The sequence below is a fragment of the Herbaspirillum sp. YR522 genome (assembly GCF_000282575.1).
Classification (GTDB): Bacteria; Pseudomonadota; Gammaproteobacteria; order Burkholderiales; family Burkholderiaceae_D; genus Herbaspirillum.
Map to the genome: position 1 here is coordinate 15,659 of NZ_AKJA01000064.1, position 21,945 is coordinate 37,603.

Consider the following 21,945-nt stretch of genomic DNA (forward strand, 5'->3'; position numbering starts at 1 on the left):
TTCAGGCGCCGAGCAGGCGCTGTGCTTGTTCGACCAGTGCGCGGCGGTCGATCTTCTGGGTGGTGGTCAGCGGCAAGGCATCGACGAACCAGACCCGGCGCGGGTGCTGGTAGGCCGCCAGGTGCTGCAGCGAAAACTGCCTGAGCTCGTCTTCGCTGGCGGGCCGGGGGCCGGCGCGCCGCACCACGAAAGCCACCGGCTTGGCGCCCTTGATGTCGTCCGGCACCGGCACCACGCTGGCCTGCTGCACCGCCGGATGGCGTTCCAGCGCCTTTTCGATATCGCCCGGATACAGGTTCTCGCCACCGCAGACGAACATGTCGTCACGCCGACCGACGAAACTGTGGAAGCCTTGTTCGTCGCGCCGGAAGACATCACCGGTGGCGTAGTAGCCATCGTCGGTAAACGGGCGCAGCTCGGGCCGGCGATGGTAGCCCAGCATCATGCCGGCGCTGCGCAACTGCAGTTCGCCATCGACGTTGGCAGCGACTTCGCCGCCTTCGCCATCGACCAGGCGTAGCTCGACCTGTGGGTGCGGCACGCCGACCGAGTGCATCGGGGTGGCGATGCCGTCGGGGTGCGGCCCGAATACCACCGGCCCGCCTTCGGTGGTGCCATAGGCATTGATGACGCGCGCCGTGGGCAGCAGCTGCCGGATCTGCGCCAGCAGGCCGGGACTGACCGGCGCCGAGCCCATGCGCACCACGCGCACCGACGACAGGTCGGTGGCACCCAGCAGCTGCTGCTCGCGCAACATCATGGCGATCATCGGTGGCACGGCGGTCAGCCAGGTGCAGCGATAGCGGTCGATGGCATCGAGGTAGGCGCGCGCCGAGAACTGCGGCAGCAATACCGTCGTGGCGTGGCTGGCCAGCGCCAGCAAGGCCAATGCCAGCGCGTTCATGTGATACAGCGGCGCGGCGATCAGCAAGCGCTCCTGGCCCACCGGGGTGGCCTTGATGCGCGTGTCGATCACCCAGCGATGGCTGGCGTGGCTCAGGCGCACACCCTTGGGGCGACCGGTCGAACCCGAGGTATAGAGCAGCAGCGCCTGGTCCTGCGGCCCCGGTTCGAATGCGGCCAACGGCCCCGGGTCGAGCAGCGCCGCGTAGCCCGGCGTGCCGAAGGCGTGCGCCGGGATTGCCTGCGGCGCCTGTGCCAGGCGGGCCTGGTCGCACAGGATACGGGTCGCACCGCTATCGGCGACAATGAAGTTCAACTGCGCCGCCGGCAACTTCAGGTTGACCGGCACCGCCACCAGCCCGGCGCGCATGATGCCCAGCAAGGCGGCGATATAGTCGACCGAGTTCAATGCCAGCAGCGCGATGCGCTCGCCCGCACGATGCCCGGCTGCCAGCAGGCCGCGCGCCAGCGCATCGGCCTGGGCGTCCAGCTCGCCGTAGCTCACCTGGCGCGCCTGGCCATCGCCGTCGATGCCGAACAAGGCCACCCGCTGCGGATCGGCCGTGCGCTCGATCACCCGGCCCAGGTTGGCCTGGCTCATGCCGAGAACTCCAGCAGCGACTGGAACTGCGGCAGCGCCAGTACGACGCGCTGCGGCTCTTGCAACAACGGCAGGCCCAGCTGGCGGGCATTCTCGGCGATGGCCTTGAGATCGGCGCCGACGAAGCCGATGGCGCCGAAGAATTCAGGGCGCGTCGGCGCGTGCCGGGCCAGTTCGCCGAACCGCTCGGCCAGGCCGGCGGGGTCGGTAAATTCCAGCGCGAAGCCGGCACCCAATTGGCCCAGCCGGGCATAGCTGGCGGCAGCCTGGCCGGGGTCGGCGCTGACCACCAGCAAGCTGGCGATGCCTTGCACGCCATTCGGATGGCCCATCCATTCGGGCCGCCAGACCAGCTCCGGCGTGAGGTGGTGGCAGGCATAGACGCGCCCGGCGGCGAACTGGCCAGGGACCAGCCGTACGGTGGAAAAGCTGGCATCCTGGGCCTGGCCGTCGATGTCCACCGGGCGCGAGAAGAACTGCACCGGCTGCGCTTGCAGGCCTTGCGCACGCCAGGCGTCGTGGCAGTGCTGGGCGTCGTCCACGGCGTAGACCAGGCCGTCGATGCCGAGCGGGCTGTCGAGGATTTCCTGGCGCACGATCTTGCCCTGGCGCGGCTGGCCGATCAGTTCCAGGTAGCCGCCGGCCAGCACCACCAGGTGGTTGACCGACCCCAGTGTGTGATAGCCGCGCGGTGTGACGATGAAACCCAGCGCTTCGAGCTGGGCTTGTGCCGCGTCGATGTCGTAATGGGTATTGATGACCAGGTGGTCCAGGGCGGCGGTGGTCATGCTCAGGCCTTCGCCGCCGGCATGGCGTAGACACCCCGTCCGCTGGCCACCAATTGGCCTTCGGCGTCGAATACCTTGGCTTCGGCCACCGAGAACTGGCGGCCGGTCTTGACCACCCGCCCCTCGGCACGCAGGTTGCCGCGTGCCGGGCGATGGTAGTCGACGCGCACGTCGATGGTCGGTACGCCGCGGCCGGTGGTGGCCACCAGCGCCCAGTCGGCGCTCAGGTCGACCAGTGCGGCCAGGATGCCGCCATGGATGTAGCCGCCTTCCGGATTGACTACCCATTCCTCGCGAAAGCGCGCGCTCAGGTCGATGCTGCCGGGGCCGACTTGCTGCACTTCGATGCCCAGCCATTGGTGATAGGGGCCGCGCAGCAGGCGTGCCTGGACTTCTTCGGCGCTGGGAATGACTTCGGTCTGACTCATGATGAATCCTTGATTTGTTCAGGGAGTGACGACGATCTTGCCCAGCACCGCGCGGTCGCGAATCAGCGCCAGGCCCTCGGCTGCCTGTTCCAGCGGCAGCACGCGGTCGATCACGGGATCGAGCTTGCCATCGGCCACCAGTTGCAGCAAGGCCTCCAGGTTGTCCTTGTAGAAGCTGTTGGAACCCTTGATGTTCAACTCGAAGCTCCAGACGTAGCGCAGGTCCTCCTGCGGCGCATGACCGGCGGTGGCGCCACAGACCAGCAGCGTGCCGCCGCGCTTGAGGCTCTTGATCGACGGCAGCCAGGTGTCGCCGCCGGTGAAATTGACCACCACCTCGACCCCGCCGTCATCGGTGCGTCGTTGCGGCTTGCCGTAGCGCTCGATCACCCAGCGCGAGAAATCGACCTCGTTGTAGTTGATCACGTGGTCCGCGCCCAGCGCCAGCAGCCGTTCGCCCTTCTCGGCGCTGCCGGCCGCGGCAATCACTTCGGCCCCCAGCAGCTTGGCCAGCAATACGGTGGCGGTGCCCACCCCGCCGCTGGCACCCAGCACCAGCACGCGGTCGCCCGCCTTGACGGTATTGTGCGTGATCAGCATGCGGTGCGCGGTGCCGTAGGCCACCGGCAGCGCCGCGGCCTGCTCGAAGCTGACCGCATCGGGCAACGCGATCAGTTGCGCCGCATCGACGCGCGCATATTCGGCCATGCCGCCATCGGTCATCTCGCCCATCAGGCCCACGCCGGGCTTGAGCGGATTGACCAGCACCCGGTCGCCGGCCTGCCAGCCGACGACGCCCTCGCCCACCGCCACCACCGTGCCGGCCAGGTCGAGCCCGATCACCACCGGGAACGGCACCTTGATGCCGGGCATGCCATGCACCGTGAAGACATCGTGATAGTTGAACGACGAGGCGCCCACGCGCACCACCACGTGACCGGGGTCGGCGCCGGGCACCGGCTTGTCGGTGACCACCCGCAGCTGGTCCAGGGTGCCGTGCGCCGACAGTTGCAGCGCGCGCATTTGGGAAGGAGTACTCATGATTGTTGCCTTTCTGGTTTATTTCAGGTTCTTGGACAGCGCATAGGGACGGCTGGCGAACAGGTCGTCGCGCAACTCGCCCTTGACCAGGCCGGATTCGGTAAAGACCTGGTGCTGGCGGCGCAACGTATCGATGTCGGCCTGCTCGAAACCGACCCGGTTGAGGGTGTTCCACAAGGCTACGTAGGCGCGGGCGTCGTCCTCGGGCAGGTTGGCCTGGCGGCGCAGGATCTGCACTACCTCGTCGTGATGGGCATCGCCCCAGGCCAGGGTGTCGCGCAGCGCGGCGATCACCCGCGCCACCACCTCGGGCTGCTTGTCGACCAGCTCGGCGCGCACCGCACCGACGCCGATATAGGGCACCGCATCGGATCTAGTCAGCTTCTTCCACTCATCGGCAAAGCTGCCCAGGCGGCGCAACTTGAGTTCGCCCTCGATCTGCGCCACGGTGACCGAACGCAGCGCGGCGGCGTCGACCTGTCTTTGCGCCAGGAACTGCGCCAGGCGCGATTCGTTGCCGCCCACCAGCGAGAATTCGCTGGCCCTGATCTGGTAGTTACCGGCCAGCACCGCCCCCGCGATGACCGCTACCGATGAACCGGCCGGCGACATGCCGACCTTCTTGCCCTTGAGCTCGGCCAGGCTGCGGATCGGTGAATCGGCCGGCACCACGAATTGCACGTCGGCCGGTTGGGTGGCGGCAAAGATGCGCAGCGGCACCCCCTGGGCGGCAGTGCCGAAGACACCTGCCAGCGGTGCGCCGAAGGCCAGGTCGATGGAGCCGGCTGCCAGCGCCCGCAACGGCGCATTGACATCGGGGAAGTGCACGAACTCGGCGTCGATGCCGCGCCTGGACAGGAACTGCCCGGCTTCCAGCACCGCGCCGTAGCCCAGGCTCACGCCGCTGGTCCAGTAGCCGATGCGCACGCGGTCGGCGGCATGGGCGGCGATCGACGACAGGGCCGCCACGGCCAGCAGCGCGGCCGATAATGTTTTACGCATGAAGATCATCCTTGGTACGTTGGGAAAGGGAGGGAGTGGTCGCACCGCGCGCCCGGGAAGCGTTCTTCCAGCGAAACAGCCGACGTTCGGCAGGCTTCAACACGCCGCCTTCGATCACCAGCATCAGGCCCACCAGCAGCACGGTCCAGGCGAACACCTGGTCGGTCTGCACCAGGTCGGCCGCCTGGCGCAGCCGGTAGCCGATGCCGTCGGACGAGCCGATGGTCTCGGCCACCAGCGACACGCGCCAGCCAAAGCCGAACGCCAGGCGCGCACCGGAGAAGAAATGCGGCAGGATGCTGGGCGCATGGACCTTGCACAGCACCTGCAGCCACGACATGCGAAAACTGCGCGCCAGCTCGACATAGTGCGGCTCGACCGACTTGGCGCCCTGCCATACGCTGGTCAGGATCAAGGGCATGGCGGTCATGAAGACCACGAAGATGGTGGTGGCGTCGGAGATGCCGAACCAGATGATGGCGAAGATGGCCCAGATCGCCGAGGACACGGTATTGAACACCGCCAGCAGCGGCTCGAAGAACACCGCCAGCGCCCGGCTGGCGCCCAGGGCCAGGCCCAGCAGCGAACCGGCCACGGTGGCCAGGGCAAAACCCGACAGCACGCGGCCGCAGGTGGCCCAGACATCGCGACCGAAGGTGTCGCTGTGCCACAGCGCCTGCAGCGCGGCCAGCACCTTGGATGGTCCCGGCAACACGAAAGAAGGCATGCTGCGCGCGGCCAGCGTCCACAGCACCACGAACAAGCCTGCCAGCACCAGCCGCTGCAGCAGCAGCGAGCACCATCCGCAACGCCGTGCCATCAACCGGCTCCCATTGCTTCGCGTAGCGCCCGCACCCGTTCGGCGACCAGCGGCGAGACCGGGTCGCGCGGACGCGCCAGCGACGCCAGGTCGACCACTTCGGCGACCCGGCCCGGGTTGGGCCGCAAGCGCACGATGCGATCGGCCAGCACCACCGCCTCTTCCATGTCGTGGGTGACGAACACCACGGTGGTGCCGCTGGCCGCGTGCAGGCTTAACAGTTGCTCGTGCATCTGGCTGCGCGTCTGCGGGTCGAGCTTGGAGAACGGCTCATCCATCAGCAGCACGTCGGGACGCACCGCCAGGCTGCGTGCCAGTGCCACCCTGCTGCGCATGCCACCCGACAGTTCGTGCGGCCAGGACTGCGCCACATCGGCCAGCCCCACCCGCGCCAGTGCCGACTGCGCACGTTGGCGCCGTTGCCGGCGCGACAGCCGGGTCGCTTCCAGGCCAAAGGCCACGTTATCGATGACGCTGCGCCAGGGCAGCAGGCGGTCTTCCTGGAACATGTAGGCGATGCGCTGCCATTGGCCGAAGCGGCGTGCCGGCACGCCATCGACCAGCAATTGGCCGCCATCCGGTGCCAGCAGGCCCGACAGGATATTGAGCAAGGTGCTCTTGCCGCAACCGGACGGACCGACCACGGCCAGCACGCGCCCGGTCTCGGCCTGCAGGTCGATGCCGGCCAGCACCTCGGCGCTGCCATAGCGCTTGACCAGGCCCTGGGCCTGCAGGATGGCGCCGCTCATTGGCCGCGCTCCAGGGTGCCGATCGGCAGGTAGGCGCCGGCCTGCGACAGGCTGGCGTAGACCTTTTCCATGGTCTGGTCGCGGAAAGTCTCGATGTGGCGGCGGGCGATGGTCTCGGCGCGTTTTTCGTCGCCCTCGTCGAAGGCCTGGATCATCGCATTGTGGTCGTGCTTGATCTCGGGCTTGACCCGCTGCACGTTGAAGCCCAATGCCACCAGGCGCGACATCTCATCCATCAGCGACGACAGCGTGCGCAGCAGGCGGCCGTTGCCGGCGGCCTCGGCGATGGCCAGGTGAAAACGCTTGTTGGCGTCCATGAAGACATCGATGCGCTCGTGCAGCGGCGCGGCCAGCTCGACCCGGCAGGCCGCCTCGAGCTGGCGCAGCAACGCCGTATCGACCCGCCCTACCGCCAGGCGCGCGGCCATCGGTTCGAGCTGCGCGCGCAGGGCGAATACTTCCTCGACATCCTTGACCACGATGGGCGCGACCCGGTGGCCCTTGCGCGGCCGCGAGCGCACCAGCCCTTCATGCTCCAGTCGCGCCAGCGCGATGCGGCAACCGCTCTTGCCCAGCGCATAGCGGTCCATCAGTTCCGGTTCGGTCACGGTCACGCCAGGCAACAGCCGGCACGACAGGATGTCGCGCCGGATCGCCGCATAGGCGACGTTGGCCAGCGAATCGGTATCGGGTGCGGCAGCGGACGCAGTAGCGTTGGACATGCGAATAAGAACCTTAGTGAATTCCCGTGAGATGCTCACAGGCGGTGTTTGCGACACCCAGAACATGCCTGTCAGCTTATTGAGCGCACCCAGGTGGGTCAACGAAGCATTTGTCGCAAGGACATTCGCAAACCGCATAGCGTGAGCAGCCCAGCCGCCCGCTCTCCCGGGCGGCGGGACGGCAACGAAATGGGGACTTGGCGGGGTCGATCAACTGGCGGCGTCGCCAGTCATGCAGGAGAAACTCGAGGCCTTGCGGTTAATGGGGCAGCCTGGCCGACATCGCCGACCTGACCCAAGCCTGGTGCAGGGATGGCGGCGCCGATGGCTTCGACATCATGTCGCCGGCGCGGCCAGGGCACGACGGCTAGGTCGCAAATCCGATGCGCTCCATGGTGCCGATATGGCGTCCCAGCAATTGCATGGCGCGCTCGGCGTCGCCCGCCTTGAGGGCGTCGATGATGAGGCGATGATCCTGGTCCGAGCGCGGCTGCCAGCCGCGCTGCAAGCCGGCGGCAAACAGGTAGCGTGAATTGGTCAGTTGCAGTTGCTTCAGGCTGGCCAGCAGACGCGGCATGCCGCACTGGCCGGACAGGATATCGTGAAAGCGGCAGTTCGCCGCGTCCCACTCGACCAGCGAATCGGCCTGCGAACAGCGCGCATGTGCCTGCTCCAGTTGCGCCACCTGCTGTGCGCCGAGGTGGGGCACGCTGTGGCGCAGTGCCAGCGGTTCCAGGGCGGCGCGCATTTCCACCGTTTCCTTGATGGCAGCCTGGCTCAGCGTGGTCACCCGCACACCGCGCCGTGGCAGGCTCACCACCAGGCCGATTGCCTCCAGTCGGGCGAAGGCTTCACGCACCGGTACGTGACTGGTGCCGAACTCGCTGGCAATGTGGTCCTGGCGCAGGGCCGCGCCGCCTTCGATCTCGCCGCGCACGATGCGCACCCGCAGCAACTCTGCGATGCGATCGGCCGTGGTGGGGGCCGTCGTCGGTGCCTGGGACAAGTCTTGCATCGATAGATTATCTATAAATTTAGGTGTTGTTCTGCATCTTTTGGCAACTACAGAATAAAAAACGTCGCCCCTGCCTGCATCGGCCCGGACTGGCAATTTATTTATAGATAATTTCGGCGCGATATGGCGCCATGAGGATGTCACTTGGATCAAGCAATTCCCGTCACCCGCCCCGCCCCCGCTGGCTGGACCACGACCACGGTGCAGGCATTGATGGCGCGTCCGTTGCTGGACTTGCTGTTCGAGGCGCAAAGCACGCATCGTCGGCATTTCACCGCCAACGAAGTGCAATTGTCGACATTATTGTCGATCAAGACCGGTGGTTGTCCGGAAGACTGCGGTTACTGCTCGCAGTCGGCGCGCCATGCTGGCACCGGCGTCGAGGCCACCCGCCTGATGGCGCCGGCCGAGGTGTTGCAGGCAGCCCGCCAAGCCAAGGCCGATGGCGCCACGCGCTTTTGCATGGGCGCGGCCTGGCGCAATCCGAAACAGCGTGACATGCCGGCGCTGACCGAGATGGTGGCGCAAGTGCGTGACCTGGGTCTGGAGACCTGCATGACGCTGGGCATGCTCGACGCCGACCAGGCCGATGCGCTCAAGGCGGCCGGGCTCGATTACTACAATCACAACCTGGATACGGCGCCCGATTTCTACGCCAACGTGGTGACCAGCCGACGCTACCAAGACCGCCTGGCCACGTTGCGCGAAGTACGCCAGGCCGGGATGCGGGTGTGCTGCGGCGGCATTATCGGCATGGGTGAAAGCCGCCGCCAGCGCGCCGGGCTGATTGCGCAACTGGCCAACCTCGATCCGGCGCCCGAGTCGGTGCCGATCAACCAGCTGGTGCCGATTGCCGGTACGCCCCTGGCCGATACGCCGGCCCTTGATCCGCTCGAATTGGTGCGCACCGTGGCCACTGCCCGCATCTGCATGCCCGATAGCATGGTGCGCCTGTCGGCCGGTCGGCAAGAGATGGACGATGCGACGCAGGCACTGTGCTTTGCCGCCGGCGCCAATTCGATCTTTACCGGGGCGCGGTTGCTGACCACGCCCAACCCGCAGGCCGATCGTGACCGCGACCTGTTCGAGCGCCTGGGGTTGCGACCGATGAGCGTGCCTGCTCGCTGAGGCGATGGCGGTCGATCGATGTACCCGACGTCGGCGGGGATCGGGTCAAGCCCGGTGCGCGGCGACCAGGAGAATTGCGCATGGCGGTCGGATGACTACCCGGCGGATTCGCCACCTGCGAAACAGGAAGCGGTCATCGCGGCAATGGCGCCCGGATGACGCGATCAATCGAGCCCTCGAGGGCCGATATCATGTGGCTTGAACCGTGGATCGTGTTCATGGTGCCAGATGCGATACCACAGGTAGACGCCGAAGGCGCAACCCGCGACCAGCACGTAGATGGCGTAGGCCAACAGCGCGCCGGGTCCGTACTCGATGAGCCAATCGATGATGATCTTCATGGCTGCCTCCCCTCGATAATGGCTGTACGCACGTCGCGCCCCAGGCGCATGACGGCCACAACCGATGCCGCGTGCGACGACACGCGGCATCACCCCTGCCGGCGCGCCCACCGGTGCGCCGGATGCCAGACCGGATCAGTGACTGAAGCTGGACGTGCTGCGCCAGACATAGGCACCAAAGGCAAAACTGCCGATCAGCACGTAAGCCACGTACCAGATGAGGGCCTGGGCCCCGTAGGACATGATGAGTTCTATGAGATTCATGAGCGTCTCCACCTATTTTTTATGTGTCGCAGTAAAAGCAGAGACACCGGAATATCAAATAAGAAATAAATGGTCTTGTTATGTTTCTCGCCTTTGCAGCGCTCGACGCTGAACAAACGGCTCCCCTGTTATTCTTTGCGCCATCGAAATGGGCCACGGAATTTCCCGAATCCCGCACCAGACCTGAGGTCCAGAGTCATATTGCTCTAGCAAAATGATGAAGTAAAGAACCAACTATCGTGCAAAGCAGCAATTATTCGAGAAAAAGTATCTCGACAATTCTATTGCGCAGATAAAAGATTTACGAATTTCCTCGCGGAACTGCAGCTGGCGGACCTGCCATGGCGCCCCCGACCCCATCTTGCATCGCAATACGAAAAGTTTCGTCTGCGTCGCGCCCGGCGACGCAGGGCCATGCGTCAGGCGCGTTTCCACAGGATGAGCGTACCCAGCAACCCGGCCAGCACCGATCCGCACAAGACCCCAAGCTTGAGCCGAATCTCGAAGTCGGCGCCCAGGCCCTCGAAGGCCAGGCCGCCGATGAACAGGCTCATCGTGAAACCGATGCCGCACAACACGCACACACCCACGAATTGCCGCGTGCTGGCGCCTCCCGGCGCACTGGCCAGGCCACTGCGTATCATCAGCCAGCTGGCACCGAACACGCCGATGGTCTTGCCCAATACCAGGCCGCCGGCAATCCCCAGCGGCACCGGGTCGAGCAGGCTGGCCAGCGACATGCCCTGCAATGACACCCCGGCGTTGGCGAAGGCGAACAGCGGCAATACCAGGAATGCGACCCAGGGATGCAGGCCATGCTCGAGCGGACCGGCCAATGGCCGGCCATCGGCATGCCGCAGCGGGATCGCCAGCGCCGTCACCACCCCGGCCAGCGTGGCGTGGATACCCGACTTGAGCACGCAGACCCACATCACCAGGCCCACCAGCAGGTAGACATCGGCCCGGCGCACGCCGGCGCGGTTCATCGCCAGCAACAGCAGTGCCGCGCCGCCGGCGGCGGCCAGCATGCCGGGCGCCAGGCTATCGGTATAGAACAGGGCGATCACGACGATGGCACCCAGGTCGTCAATGATGGCCACGGCCGTCAGGAACACCTTGAGCGAAGTCGGCACGCGCGACCCCAGCAGCATCACGATGCCGATGGCGAAGGCGATGTCGGTGGCCGCCGGGATCGCCCAGCCGCGCAGCGCCCGGGCGTCGTCCAGGTTGACCAGGGCGTAGATCACGGCCGGCACGATCATCCCGCCCAGCGCCGCGGCCGCCGGCAACAAGGCCTGGCGGCGCGAGGCCAGTTCGCCTTCGACGAACTCGCGCTTGATCTCCAGGCCGACCAGGAAGAAGAACACCGCCATCCACAGGTCATTGACCCAGACCAGCAAGGGCTTGCTCAGCACCAGCAGGCCGCCGATATCGAGCGTGCCGGGGGTGCGGATGAAGGCTTGATAAAGCTCGCGCCAGCCCGAATTGCTGGCGATCAGCGCCAGCACGGCGGCCGCTGCCAACACCAGGCCGCCGGCGGCCTCATGGGCGAAGAAGCGGGCAAAGGCATTGCCTTTTCTGGATGTTGTTGGTTGGTTGCTCAATGGCTGCTCCAGGAAGAGATGAATCGGACCCACGGCAGACTGTACCAACAGCGATGAGTTTCTCCAACTTGTGCGGGATTGTCGTCACGAAAAAAAAGGGGCCGCCCCCTCCACGAGAACGACCCCACCCACGCCAAAAAATCGTCGGGCCCCGGCCTGGCCCCGCTGCATGCCGGCCGGTTGCGGATTAACGCAACACCAGCACCGGCACCCTGCTCTGCGCCAGCACCTTTTGCGTCTGGCTGCCCAGCAGCACGCGCTGCAATGCCGATCTGGCAGGCGCGGCCATGAAGATGGCATCGCATTGCTCGCGCTCGGCCACCCGCATGATCTCTTCATAGGGTTGTCCGCCCTCGGCCACCTGCACGGTACACGGCACACCCTGCTGGCGCGCCAATTCCGAAATCAGCCGGACACTGGCCAGGGCGCGATCGCGCCCGGCCTGGCCGGGCTGCTGGGGGTCGACCCCGCAATTGGCCTCGGTGACCGACATGGCGCGCAGCCTGGCGACCACCGACAGGCCGACCAGTCGACTGCCGCATTGGCCGGCCAGCGCGATGGCGGCCTTCATCGATTCGTTGCACAGCCTGGAGCCGTCAGTGGCAAGCAGGATTTTCTTGAACATGATGGAGCCCTCCTTGAGTGCTCGGATGCACGCGATCCGATGGCTTCATCGTAGGCCGGCGCCGCGTGGCGCAAATTGATGTGGGTCAAGCGGGGATGGAGTGATGGAGACGGCTGGCGCGGGTTTGCGCTGGATCAACAGGACCCGGCCCGATGCTCGACAGCCGGTGCGGGATGGTACCGGCGCGCGGGTACCGCGGCGGCATGCCGGTATCGCGCTGCGGGTGCCGCCGGGAAAGGTGTTGCGGGCCGACGCGCGCGGCGCGCTATCGGCCCGGCATGCAGGCTACGCGGGCTTGAACGCCAGGAACTGCTTGATCAGCACTTCCAGCACTGGCTTCAATTGCGCCGACAGGCTGGCGTCGAGCGCATAGGGTGCCTGCTCCTGCATGTAGCTGCGTTGCGCCAGTTCCAGCTGCACGGCGTGCACGCCATTGGCTGGCTGGCCGTAGGCGCGGGTGATGTAGCCGCCCTTGAAGCGGCCATTCAATACCGCCGGATAGTGTGGCGCCAGCTGCTGCGCCTGCGCCAGCAATGCCTCGGCCACGCCCGGCGCGCACGATGCGCCACTGGCCGAACCGAAGTTGAACACCGGCAGCTCGCCCTCGAAAAGGTGCGGGATCAGCGAACGGATCGAGTGCGCGTCCCACAGCAAGGCATAGCCGTGGATCGCCTTGATGCGCGCCAACTCGGCGGCCAGCGCGTTGTGATACGGGTGCCAGTACAGCGGCAGGCGACGCGCGGTCTCGGCGGCATCGGGCTCCATGCCGGGACGATACAGCGGCACGTTGTCGAAGGTGGTCAGCGGACACAGGCCGGTGGTGTTCTGGCCCGGATACAGGCTCTGGCCATCGGCCGGCCGGTTCAGGTCGATCACGTAGCGCGAATACACGGGGCGGATGGTCGATACTCCCAACGACTGCGCAAAGTCGTACAGCTCGGCGATGTGCCAGTCGGTGTCGTCGACCTGCAGTCCGGTGTCGCTGTAGACCGGCTTCAGGTCATCCGGCAGTTGGGTGCCCACGTGTGGCATCGAGATCAGCAGCGGGCTGGTGCCCTGCTGCAGCTTGAACACTTCTGGTTTCATTGGGTTACTCCCTTGTCAGTCGTTGAGCAGGTCGGCCACGGCGGCGCGATAGTCGGCGCCGGCCTGCTGTTCGAGTTCATGACGGCCATGGCTGACCGTCAGGCGGCCGCCGACATACACATCGCGTATCGGCTGGCCATCGTGTTCGCAAAATACCAGCGCCGACAACAACTGCGCCGGGGCGCGATCGGCCAGGTTGACGTCGTCGCCGTCGAGCACCACGAAGTCGGCCCGCTGCCCGGGCGCCAGTCCGGCCACACGGCGCCCGGTGGCCAGCGCCCCACCGGCCACGGCCTGCCCGAACAGCCGATCGGCAACCGCCGGCATGGACTGGCTGGCCAGCACATTGCGGCGGCGATGATGCAGCCGCTGGCCGTATTCGAGCAGGCGCAACTCGGCCCGCAGGCTGATGGCGATATTGCTGTCGGAGCCGATGCCCCAGTTGGCGCCATCGGCCAGCAGCCGTGGCGCGTCGACCAGGCCGTCGCCGAGATTGGCCTCGGTGGTCGGGCACAGCCCCACTACGGCACCGCTGGCCGCGACTGCGGCGTATTCGTCGTCCGACATATGGGTGGCATGCACCAGGCACCAGCGGGTGTCGAGCGATTGCTGCGACAACAGCAACTGCACCGGACGCTGGCCCGACCAGGCCACGCAATCGTCGACTTCGGCGGTCTGCTCGGCAATATGGATGTGAATCGGCGCGTCGTCGCCGCCGGCCTGGGCGCGCAGGCCACCGACCAGCTCGGCCAGGCCCGCGGCGTCGACCGCCCGCAGCGAATGCGGCGCCACCCCATAGCGACGGCTGGCGTCTTCCGGCATGACCTGCTGCAGCCGCTGGCGCAAGTCGAGCATCCATTGCGGCGACGAGATGAAGCGGGCCTGGTGCGGCAGCGGGGTCTTGGCGCCAAAACCGCCATATTGGTACAGCACCGGCAGCAGGGTCAGGCCGATGCCCGCCTCGTGCGCCGCGCGTGCCACCCGCAGCGACAGCTCGGCCGGGTCGGCGTAGGCCTGGCCGAGCTGGGCATGGTGCAAATAATGGAATTCGCATACCGAGGTGTAGCCGGCCTTGAGCATCTCGATATACAGGTGGCGGGCGATGGCCTGCAGGTGATGCGGCTGCAGGCGCTGGGCAAAGCGGTACATCAGCGTGCGCCAGCTCCAGAACGAGTCGGTCGGGCTGCCCATGGTCTCGGTCAGGCCGGCCATGGCGCGCTGGAAGGCGTGGGAATGCAGGTTGGGCATGCCGGGGATCACCGGGCCGGCCGCGGCCGGGGCGTCGCCGCGGGCGCAGTCGGCGCTCACCTCGACCAGCTCGCCACTGGCGTCCCAGCGCAACATCACGTTGCGCCGCCAGCCATCGGCCAGCAGCGCATCGGCGCAAAAGAGACGATGGCCGGGGGCCTGGAATGGGATCGGATTGGTCATGATTGTCTTATATCGGGTTCTACGCTGGACACTGCGAAATGGTGTCAGCGGCGTTGCACACGCACCGCCAGCACCACCGCGTCGGCCGCGCAGTGCAGCGCGGGCATGGCCTGGCCTTGGTGCAGGCGGACGAATTCACCGCTGCCCAGCGGGAGTTGCCGGCCGGCGTCCGACAGCTGCGCCTGGCCCTGCGCCACATACAGCAATACGGTGTCGGGCGGCAGCAAGCGCGCGTCCTGCTGCCTCAACACCTGCAGTTCGGCTTGCGCCTGGTCGCGCCGCACCATCAGGTTGAAGTCCTGGCAGGGGGTGCCATCCAATACCACGCTCACCCGCGCTTCGCCGGTGAAGCGGTGCGGCGCGAAGGGCGTGCGCAAGTCATGCGAAGGCTGGCCCTCGGCGTGCATCACGAAACCGGCACCGCCCAGCAGCACGATGGTGCGATCGATGCCCTCGAAGCTGGAGAACGCGCCGTCCTGCACCACATCGGCCACGCTGGCGCGCCAGACGAAATCGGCGTAATCGGCGCCGGGCGGTTCCACATGCAACTCGCGGGTGGCGCCGCCGCCGTTCTTCCAGGGCATCGCCGCCAGCGCACCCAGGCTGCCACTGGCAGCCACCAGGGTGCTAGGCGCCATGGGCCACCTCGCGCGCCAGCATGGTCTGCAGGAAGCTGCGGGTACGCGCCTCGCGCGGGGCGCCGAAGATCTGCGATGGCGGACCGGCCTCGACGATATTGCCGTGGTCCATCACCACCACCACATCGGCCACCTCGCGGGCAAAGCCCATTTCATGCGTGACGATGAGCATGGTCATGCCCTCGCCTGCCAGATTCTTCATCACCTGCAATACCTCACCCACCAGTTCCGGGTCGAGCGCCGAGGTGGGCTCGTCGAACAACATCACCTTGGGTTGCATGGCCAGCGCGCGGGCGATCGCCACGCGTTGCTTCTGGCCGCCCGACAGCGTGCCCGGATAGACCCTGGCCTTGTGTTCGAGACCGACCTTGGCCAGCAATTGCATGCCCTGCTCGTCGGCCTGGCGCCGGCTGAGGCCACGTAGCGCGATCGGCGCCAGGGTGATGTTGTCGAGCACCGTCAGGTGCGGAAACAGGTTGAACGACTGGAACACCATGCCGACCTCGGTGCGCAGGGTATCCAGCTTGGCCTCGGGCATCATCTGCCCGTTCTGCACCACCGGATGGCCGCAGGCGACGATGGTGCCGCCCTCGGCCGTCTCGAGGCCATTGAGGCAGCGCAGGAAGGTGCTCTTGCCCGAGCCGCTGGGGCCGATCACCACCACCACCTGGCTGGGCTGGACGGCGAAATCGATGCCGGTCAGCACCTGGTGCTGGCCAAACGATTTCTTCAGGCCACGGACGTCGATAATGGCTTGGCTCATCACACTCTCCCTTCCGAACGCAGGACTTTCTCGATACGACGCAAAATCAGCGTGGTCACGCTGGTCAGGACCAGGTAGATGACGGCGATGACCAGGTAGACCTCCAGCGAACGATACGAGGTGCTGATGATCTTCTCGCCTTCGTGCATCAGGTCGGCAATGGTCAGCAGCGACACCAGCGCCGAGTTCTTGATCAGGGCGATGAATTCGTTGCCCAGCGGCGGGATCATCCGCACGAAGGCCTGCGGCAGGATCACGCGCCGCATCGCCAGCTTGTAGGGCAGGCCCAGCGAGCGCGCCGCTTCCATCTGGCCACGCTCGATCGACTGGATCGAGCCGCGCACGATCTCGGACACATAGGCGGCGCTGTAGATGCCCAATCCCAGGATGCCGCACACATAGGCGGGCAGCAAGATACCGAAATGCGGCAGGCCGAAGAACCAGATGAACAGCTGCACCAGCAGCGGCGTGCCACGCACCAGCGTCAGGTAGACGGTGCATATGCCATAGATGAAGCGGCGTTGCGGCGCCAGCCGTCCCAGGCCCACCAGCAAACCCAGCAGGCATCCCAGCACCAGCGCCGCGGCGGTGATCTCCACCGTGACGGCGGTACCCGTGGCGAGCGCATGCCAGCTAGCCCAGACGGGCGAAAAGTCGAAATCCATAGGGGGCTCCAGAGACGGATGCGGCCTCGATGCGAGGCCGATCGATCATGCAGTGAAGGAGAAGGAAAAACCGCCGGCCCGGGCGAGCCGGCGGCGGGCAGGACGTGTTACTCGCTCTTGCCGAACCACTTGTCGGTCAGCGCGGTATAGGTACCGTTGACGCGCAGGGTCGCCAGCGCGCGGTTGAGCTGCTCGGCCAGTTCGGTGTCGCCCTTGCGCATGGCGTAGCCATACAGTTCGGTGGTCAGGCCCTTGTCGAGCACGCGCACCAGCGGCTGGGTGCGGGCGTATTCGACGGCGGCCGGACGGCCGGTGACGGCGGCATTGACGCGGCCGGTGGCCAGCAGGTCGAACATGGCCTGGTTCTTCTCGACCTCGACCCGCTCGGCGCCGGGGTAGCTTTCCTTGAGGAAGCTGACCGACTTGGTGCCGACCTGCACCGAGACCTTCTTGCCATTGTTCAGGTCGGCCGGCAGCTTGATGCTGTTGTCGTCACGACGCACCAGCACGGCCAGGCCACCGCGGTAATAAGGATCGCTGAAATTGACTACCTTGCGGCGCTCGTCGGTCATGTAGATGGCCGAGGCGGCGATGTCGAAGCGGTTGGAGATCAGGCCCGGGATCAGGCCCTTGAAGTCGATGTCGACCCACTGCACCTTCTTGCCCATGGTCTTGGCCAGTGCCTCGATCAATTCGATGTCGAAACCGGTGCGCTTGCCGTCCTTGACGAACTCCATCGGTGGGAAGGTGGCGTCGGTACCGACGCGGATGACGTCGGCTGCATGCGCGGCGGGCGTGATGGCGACGGTGGCGGTGATGAGGGCGAACACTGCCGTACAGGTACGCAGCAATTGGGACATTTTCATCATGGGTTCCTCGAAGAGAGATGACGCGAACTGGAACGACGCCGGATGAGTTTCAGGCGACGACGACGATAAGGCATTGCGCGGGCCGCGTCGAGCGCGCCCCGCCGCCCGCTTAGAAACGATTACAGATGCGCTGCGCGGTCTCGACCGCCATGCGGATCAATTCCGGCTCGCGCGTACCCACGCGCAATGCCGGGGCCATCAACGTGAGCGTGCCTTCCAGGCGCGCATTGGGCGTGAGCAATGGCACCGAGACGCCCCACACGCCCAGGTCGACTTCGCTTTCGCTGATCGAATAGCCGCGACGACGGATTTCGTCCAGTTGCGCCTCGAGCGCGGCGATTTCCTGCGGGCGATCGGCCAATTGCTCGGCCAGCAGCTTCTGCTGCAACTTGCGCGGCATGAACGCCAGCAGGCTCTTGGCCGACGCTCCCTTGTGCAGCGAATGCGCCCGGCCCTTGGTGAACGAACAGCGCAGCGGCTGCGTGCTTTCTTCCATGGCGATGCAGACCATCTCGCCATTGGTATAGACCAGCAGACCGACGCTTTCGCCACTGCGCTCGACCAGGTTGCTGATCTCTTCGCGGCTCTGGCTGATCAGGTTCGAGTTCTGGTCGAAGCCCCAGGCCAGCTGCACGCCGGTGGGCCCGGGCTCGAAGGTGCCGGAATTCATGTGCTCCTGCAACAGTCCCCACTTCTTGAGGGACGCCAGGTGGCGGTAAACGGTGCTGACCGGCTGCTGCACCATGGCGGCGATCTGTTTGGCGCTGACCGGCTTGCCGGCGCGCGCCACGCCTGCCAGCACATGCAGGACGCGATCGACGATGGTTGAGGTTTGAGGAGAGTCCATGGGTCAAATATAAAGTTATTTTCTCATTTTAGGTTTTTATTTCTCATTTATTGGGAAATAAATTAGAAAAATATGGAGTGTTGTTTCTAAATTTCTCAGAGAGAGACAGATTTTCTCACCTAGTGCGGAATTTCTCCCATGCTATTTTTTAACCGGTTACCCGGCAAAAAATTTAGTTGTCGACACTTATTCTGCTTTTTCACGCCGGTGCTATGATTGCGACACCAAACCCGCCCGGATTGTCGACACATGACACGATTAATCGCCTTACCCGATGCAATGCGCGACGCAGGGACACTGTCCGAACATGTCTTCCGCAAGATCCAAAGCGCCATCGTGCAAGGCGAGATCGCGCCGGGCAGCAAGATTTCCGAACCGGAACTGGCACGCACCTACGGCATCAGCCGCGGGCCGTTGCGCGAGGCGATCCACCGGCTGGAAGGCCAGAACCTGCTGGTACGGGTGCCGCATGTGGGCGCGCGGGTGGTGTCGCTCACGCTCGATGGCCTGGTCGAACTGTTCCAGATCCGCGAATCGCTGGAAGGCATGGCCTGCCGCCTGGCCGCCCAGCGCATGACGCGGGCCGAACTCGACGAACTGCGCCGGGTGCTGGAGACCCACGAGAAGGACGAGGCCTTCCAGGCCGGGCGCGGTTATTACCAGCAGGAAGGCGACGACGACTTTCACTACAAGATCATCCAGGCCAGCGGCAACCAGATCCTGAGCCGCATCCTGTGCGGCGAGCTGTACCAGCTGGCACGCATGTATCGCATCCAGTATTCCGCCGTTCCCAACCGTGCGCGCCAGGCCTTCGCCGAACACCACCGCATCCTCGATGCGCTGGCCGACGGCGATGGCGAGTTGGCCGACCTGCTGATGCGTCGCCATATCGGCGCCTCGCGCCGCAATATCGAAGCCCAGATCGCACACGCCGGCCAGCGTTGCGACCAGGCCTGATCCCACCCTTGCCCAAGAGCCAACCGCCATGAATACCCAATATCGCAAGCAACTGCCCGGTACCGCGCTGGATTATTTCGATGCCCGCGCCGCGGTCGAGGCCATCTCGCCCATGGCCTGGGATGGCCTGCCCTACACCTCCCGGGTGCTGGCCGAAAACCTGGTACGCCGCTGTGACCCGGCGAGCCTGGCCGACTCACTGCGGCAGTTGGTCGAGCGCCGGCGCGACCTGGACTTCCCGTGGTTTCCGGCGCGCGTGGTGTGCCATGACATCCTGGGCCAGACCGCGCTGGTGGACCTGGCCGGGCTGCGCGATGCGATCGCCGAGATGGGCGGCGACCCGGCCAAGGTCAATCCGGTGGTGCCGGTGCAACTGATCGTGGACCATTCGCTGGCCGTGGAGTGCGGCGGCGACATGCCCGACGCCTTTGCCCGCAACCGGGCCATCGAGGACCGCCGCAACGAAGACCGCTTCGACTTCATCGACTGGACCCGGCAAGCGTTCGAGAACATGGAGGTGATCCCGCCCGGCAACGGCATCATGCACCAGATCAATCTCGAGAAGATGTCGCCGGTGATCCACGCCAAGGATGGCGTGGCCTTTCCCGATACGCTGGTAGGCACCGACAGTCATACGCCGCACGTCGATGCACTGGGCGTGATCGCCATCGGCGTGGGTGGCCTGGAGGCCGAGAACGTGATGCTGGGTCGCGCCTCGTGGATGCGCCTGCCCGACATCGTCGGTGTCGAGTTGAGCGGGCGCGCCCAGCCCGGCATCACCGCCACCGACATCGTCCTGACGCTGACCGAGTTCCTGCGCCGCCAGAAGGTGGTGGGCGCCTACCTCGAGTTCTACGGCGCCGGTGCCACCAGCTTGACGCTGGGCGACCGCGCGACGATCTCCAACATGGCACCGGAGTACGGCGCCACCGCCGCCATGTTCTCGATCGACCAGCAGACCATCGACTACCTCAGGCTGACCGGGCGCGAGGACGAGCAGGTACGACTGGTGGAGACCTATGCCAAGGTGGCCGGGCTGTGGGCCGACAGCCTGGCCGGGGTGCAGTACGAGCGCGTGCTGCGGTTCGACCTCTCGAGCGTGGTGCGCACGATGGCCGGGCCCAGCAATCCGCACAAGCGGCTGCCGGTATCCGAACTGGCCGCACAGGGCATTGCCGGGGTGGTCGAGAACGAAGCGGGCAAGATGCCCGATGGCGCCGTCATCATCGCCGCCATCACCAGTTGCACCAACACCAGCAACCCGCGCAACGTGATTGCCGCAGCGCTGCTGGCGCGCAATGCCAATCGCCTGGCATTGACCCGCAAGCCGTGGGTCAAGAGTTCGCTGGCGCCCGGCTCCAAGGCGGTCGCACTGTACCTGGACGAGGCCGGCCTCACCGGAGAACTGGAAAAACTGGGTTTTGGCATCGTCGCCTTCGCCTGCACCACTTGCAATGGCATGTCCGGCGCGCTCGACCCGGCGATCCAGCAAGAGATCATCGAGCGCGATCTCTATACCACGGCGGTATTGTCGGGCAACCGCAATTTCGATGGTCGCATCCACCCCTACGCCAAGCAGGCTTTCCTGGCCTCGCCACCGCTGGTGGTGGCCTATGCCATTGCCGGCACGATCCGCTTCGATATCGAGCAGGACGTATTGGGGTTGGCCGCCGACGGCCGCGAGATCCGGCTCAAGGATATCTGGCCGAGCGACGAAGAGATCGACGCGGTGGTCAAGGCGGCAGTCAAGCCGCAGCAGTTCCGCAATGTCTATACCCCCATGTTCGCGGCCCGCGTCGAACGCGATGCCGGCGTCAGCCCCCTGTACGACTGGCGCCCGCAGAGCACCTATATCCGTCGTCCTCCCTATTGGGAAGGCGCGCTGGCGGGCCAACGTACCCTCACGGGCATGCGGCCGCTGGCGGTATTGGGCGACAACATCACCACCGATCACCTCTCGCCGTCCAATGCCATCCTGCTCGACAGTGCCGCCGGCCAATACCTGCACCGGATGGGGCTGCCGGAAGAAGATTTCAATTCCTACGCCACCCACCGGGGCGACCACCTGACGGCGCAGCGCGCCACCTTCGCCAATCCGAAGCTGTTCAATGAGATGGTCAGGAAGGCCGATGGCAGCGTACGCCAGGGTTCGCTGGCCCGGATCGAGCCCGAGGGCAATGTGACCCGCATGTGGGAAGCCATCGAGACCTACATGCAACGCAAGCAGGCGCTGATCATCATCGCCGGTGCCGACTACGGCCAGGGTTCCTCGCGCGACTGGGCCGCCAAGGGCGTGCGCCTGGCCGGGGTCGAGGCGATCGTAGCCGAGGGCTTCGAACGCATCCACCGCACCAACCTGATCGGCATGGGTGTGCTGCCGCTCGAGTTCAAGCCGGGCGAGAACCGCAATACCTACGGCATCGACGGCAGCGAGACCTTCGACGTGGTCGGCCAGCGCCAGGCGCGCGCCGACCTGACCCTGGTGATACTGCGCAAGAACGGCGAGCGTATCGAGGTCGATGTCACCTGCCGCCTGGATACGGCCGAAGAGGTGTCGATCTATGAAGCCGGTGGTGTGTTGCAACGCTTCGCCCAGGATTTCCTGGAAGCGTCCAAGCCCCGCGGCCACGCCGCCTGACCCACACCCGTCCAACGGAG

General features: G+C 65.8%; 23 protein-coding genes. 3 read left to right on the forward strand and 20 right to left on the reverse strand.

Annotated features, from left to right (window positions below; translation table 11 throughout):
• Position 1: 1 nt before the first annotated feature.
• The 9 genes from PMI40_RS10430 to PMI40_RS10470 all read right to left on the reverse strand — a co-directional run bounded on the left by PMI40_RS10430 (position 2) and on the right by PMI40_RS10470 (position 8,069).
• Positions 2-1,504 carry a class I adenylate-forming enzyme family protein gene (locus tag PMI40_RS10430; protein ID WP_008114946.1) on the reverse strand — a complete coding sequence of 501 codons (1,503 nt, stop codon included), beginning with the start codon at positions 1,502-1,504 and terminating at the stop codon, positions 2-4.
• Complete coding sequence (locus PMI40_RS10435; protein ID WP_008114948.1) at positions 1,501-2,292, reverse strand: VOC family protein; 792 nt, start codon at positions 2,290-2,292, stop codon at positions 1,501-1,503. The genes PMI40_RS10430 and PMI40_RS10435 overlap by 4 nt, the downstream gene beginning before the upstream one ends.
• Positions 2,293-2,294: 2 nt before the next feature.
• A complete protein-coding gene (locus tag PMI40_RS10440) occupies positions 2,295-2,720 on the reverse strand; it encodes a PaaI family thioesterase (RefSeq protein WP_008114950.1) in 426 nt (141 codons plus the stop codon).
• 18 nt (positions 2,721-2,738) lie between these two features.
• Entirely contained in the window at positions 2,739-3,743 is a 1,005-nt protein-coding gene (locus PMI40_RS10445) for a zinc-binding dehydrogenase (RefSeq protein ID WP_157221491.1), read from the reverse strand.
• A 36-nt stretch (positions 3,744-3,779) separates the two neighbouring features.
• Entirely contained in the window at positions 3,780-4,763 is a 984-nt protein-coding gene (locus PMI40_RS10450; protein WP_008114954.1) for an ABC transporter substrate-binding protein, read from the reverse strand.
• Positions 4,756-5,583: an ABC transporter permease gene (locus PMI40_RS10455; protein ID WP_008114956.1), complete on the reverse strand. Its 828-nt coding sequence runs from the start codon at positions 5,581-5,583 to the stop codon at positions 4,756-4,758. Before PMI40_RS10455 ends, PMI40_RS10450 begins: the two co-directional genes overlap by 8 nt.
• Positions 5,583-6,332, reverse strand: a complete 750-nt coding sequence (locus PMI40_RS10460) for an ABC transporter ATP-binding protein (protein WP_008114959.1) — start codon at positions 6,330-6,332, stop codon at positions 5,583-5,585. Before PMI40_RS10460 ends, PMI40_RS10455 begins: the two co-directional genes overlap by 1 nt.
• Positions 6,329-7,054, reverse strand: coding sequence for a GntR family transcriptional regulator (locus PMI40_RS10465; protein ID WP_008114961.1), 726 nt, complete (start codon positions 7,052-7,054; stop codon positions 6,329-6,331). Before PMI40_RS10465 ends, PMI40_RS10460 begins: the two co-directional genes overlap by 4 nt.
• Positions 7,055-7,421: 367 nt before the next feature.
• Positions 7,422-8,069 carry a GntR family transcriptional regulator gene (locus tag PMI40_RS10470; RefSeq protein ID WP_008114962.1) on the reverse strand — a complete coding sequence of 216 codons (648 nt, stop codon included), beginning with the start codon at positions 8,067-8,069 and terminating at the stop codon, positions 7,422-7,424.
• Positions 8,070-8,213: 144 nt separating this feature from the next.
• Here PMI40_RS10470 and bioB point away from each other — a divergent pair, with 144 nt between their 5' ends.
• Positions 8,214-9,197 carry a biotin synthase BioB gene (gene bioB / locus PMI40_RS10475; protein WP_008114964.1) on the forward strand — a complete coding sequence of 328 codons (984 nt, stop codon included), beginning with the start codon at positions 8,214-8,216 and terminating at the stop codon, positions 9,195-9,197.
• A 164-nt stretch (positions 9,198-9,361) separates the two neighbouring features.
• Here bioB and PMI40_RS23805 read toward each other — a convergent pair whose 3' ends face one another.
• The 11 genes from PMI40_RS23805 to PMI40_RS10520 all read right to left on the reverse strand — a co-directional run bounded on the left by PMI40_RS23805 (position 9,362) and on the right by PMI40_RS10520 (position 18,330).
• On the reverse strand, positions 9,362-9,538 hold the full coding sequence (locus tag PMI40_RS23805; protein ID WP_008114967.1) for a hypothetical protein: 177 nt from the start codon (positions 9,536-9,538) through the stop codon (positions 9,362-9,364).
• 135 nt (positions 9,539-9,673) lie between these two features.
• On the reverse strand, positions 9,674-9,802 hold the full coding sequence (locus PMI40_RS24525) for a hypothetical protein (protein ID WP_008114969.1): 129 nt from the start codon (positions 9,800-9,802) through the stop codon (positions 9,674-9,676).
• A 419-nt stretch (positions 9,803-10,221) separates the two neighbouring features.
• Positions 10,222-11,406 carry a Na+/H+ antiporter NhaA gene (gene nhaA, locus PMI40_RS10480; protein ID WP_008114970.1) on the reverse strand — a complete coding sequence of 395 codons (1,185 nt, stop codon included), beginning with the start codon at positions 11,404-11,406 and terminating at the stop codon, positions 10,222-10,224.
• Positions 11,407-11,593: 187 nt separating this feature from the next.
• Positions 11,594-12,031 (reverse strand): universal stress protein, encoded by a 438-nt coding sequence (locus PMI40_RS10485; RefSeq protein ID WP_008114971.1) that lies wholly within the window; start codon positions 12,029-12,031, stop codon positions 11,594-11,596.
• A 285-nt stretch (positions 12,032-12,316) separates the two neighbouring features.
• A complete protein-coding gene (gene hutG / locus PMI40_RS10490) occupies positions 12,317-13,117 on the reverse strand; it encodes an N-formylglutamate deformylase (protein WP_008114972.1) in 801 nt (266 codons plus the stop codon).
• A 15-nt stretch (positions 13,118-13,132) separates the two neighbouring features.
• Positions 13,133-14,548, reverse strand: a complete 1,416-nt coding sequence (locus PMI40_RS10495) for a formimidoylglutamate deiminase (protein ID WP_008114973.1) — start codon at positions 14,546-14,548, stop codon at positions 13,133-13,135.
• A gap of 44 nt (positions 14,549-14,592) precedes the next feature.
• Complete coding sequence (locus PMI40_RS10500) at positions 14,593-15,186, reverse strand: HutD family protein (protein WP_008114974.1); 594 nt, start codon at positions 15,184-15,186, stop codon at positions 14,593-14,595.
• A complete protein-coding gene (locus PMI40_RS10505; protein WP_008114975.1) occupies positions 15,176-15,949 on the reverse strand; it encodes an amino acid ABC transporter ATP-binding protein in 774 nt (257 codons plus the stop codon). The genes PMI40_RS10500 and PMI40_RS10505 overlap by 11 nt, the downstream gene beginning before the upstream one ends.
• Entirely contained in the window at positions 15,949-16,614 is a 666-nt protein-coding gene (locus PMI40_RS10510) for an amino acid ABC transporter permease (protein ID WP_008114976.1), read from the reverse strand. Before PMI40_RS10510 ends, PMI40_RS10505 begins: the two co-directional genes overlap by 1 nt.
• A 107-nt stretch (positions 16,615-16,721) precedes the next feature.
• The gene (locus PMI40_RS10515; RefSeq protein WP_040501893.1) at positions 16,722-17,480 is read right to left on the reverse strand and encodes a glutamine ABC transporter substrate-binding protein; all 759 of its coding nucleotides are present in this window, start codon (positions 17,478-17,480) and stop codon (positions 16,722-16,724) included.
• A gap of 112 nt (positions 17,481-17,592) precedes the next feature.
• Positions 17,593-18,330, reverse strand: coding sequence for an IclR family transcriptional regulator (locus PMI40_RS10520; RefSeq protein WP_008114978.1), 738 nt, complete (start codon positions 18,328-18,330; stop codon positions 17,593-17,595).
• Between the two features lie 249 nt (positions 18,331-18,579).
• Between PMI40_RS10520 and PMI40_RS10525 the strand changes: the two genes are divergently transcribed.
• Both PMI40_RS10525 and acnD read left to right on the forward strand, forming a co-directional pair.
• Complete coding sequence (locus PMI40_RS10525; protein WP_008114980.1) at positions 18,580-19,287, forward strand: GntR family transcriptional regulator; 708 nt, start codon at positions 18,580-18,582, stop codon at positions 19,285-19,287.
• A 28-nt stretch (positions 19,288-19,315) separates the two neighbouring features.
• On the forward strand, positions 19,316-21,925 hold the full coding sequence (gene acnD, locus PMI40_RS10530) for a Fe/S-dependent 2-methylisocitrate dehydratase AcnD (protein WP_008114982.1): 2,610 nt from the start codon (positions 19,316-19,318) through the stop codon (positions 21,923-21,925).
• The last annotated feature ends 20 nt before the right edge of the window (positions 21,926-21,945 follow it).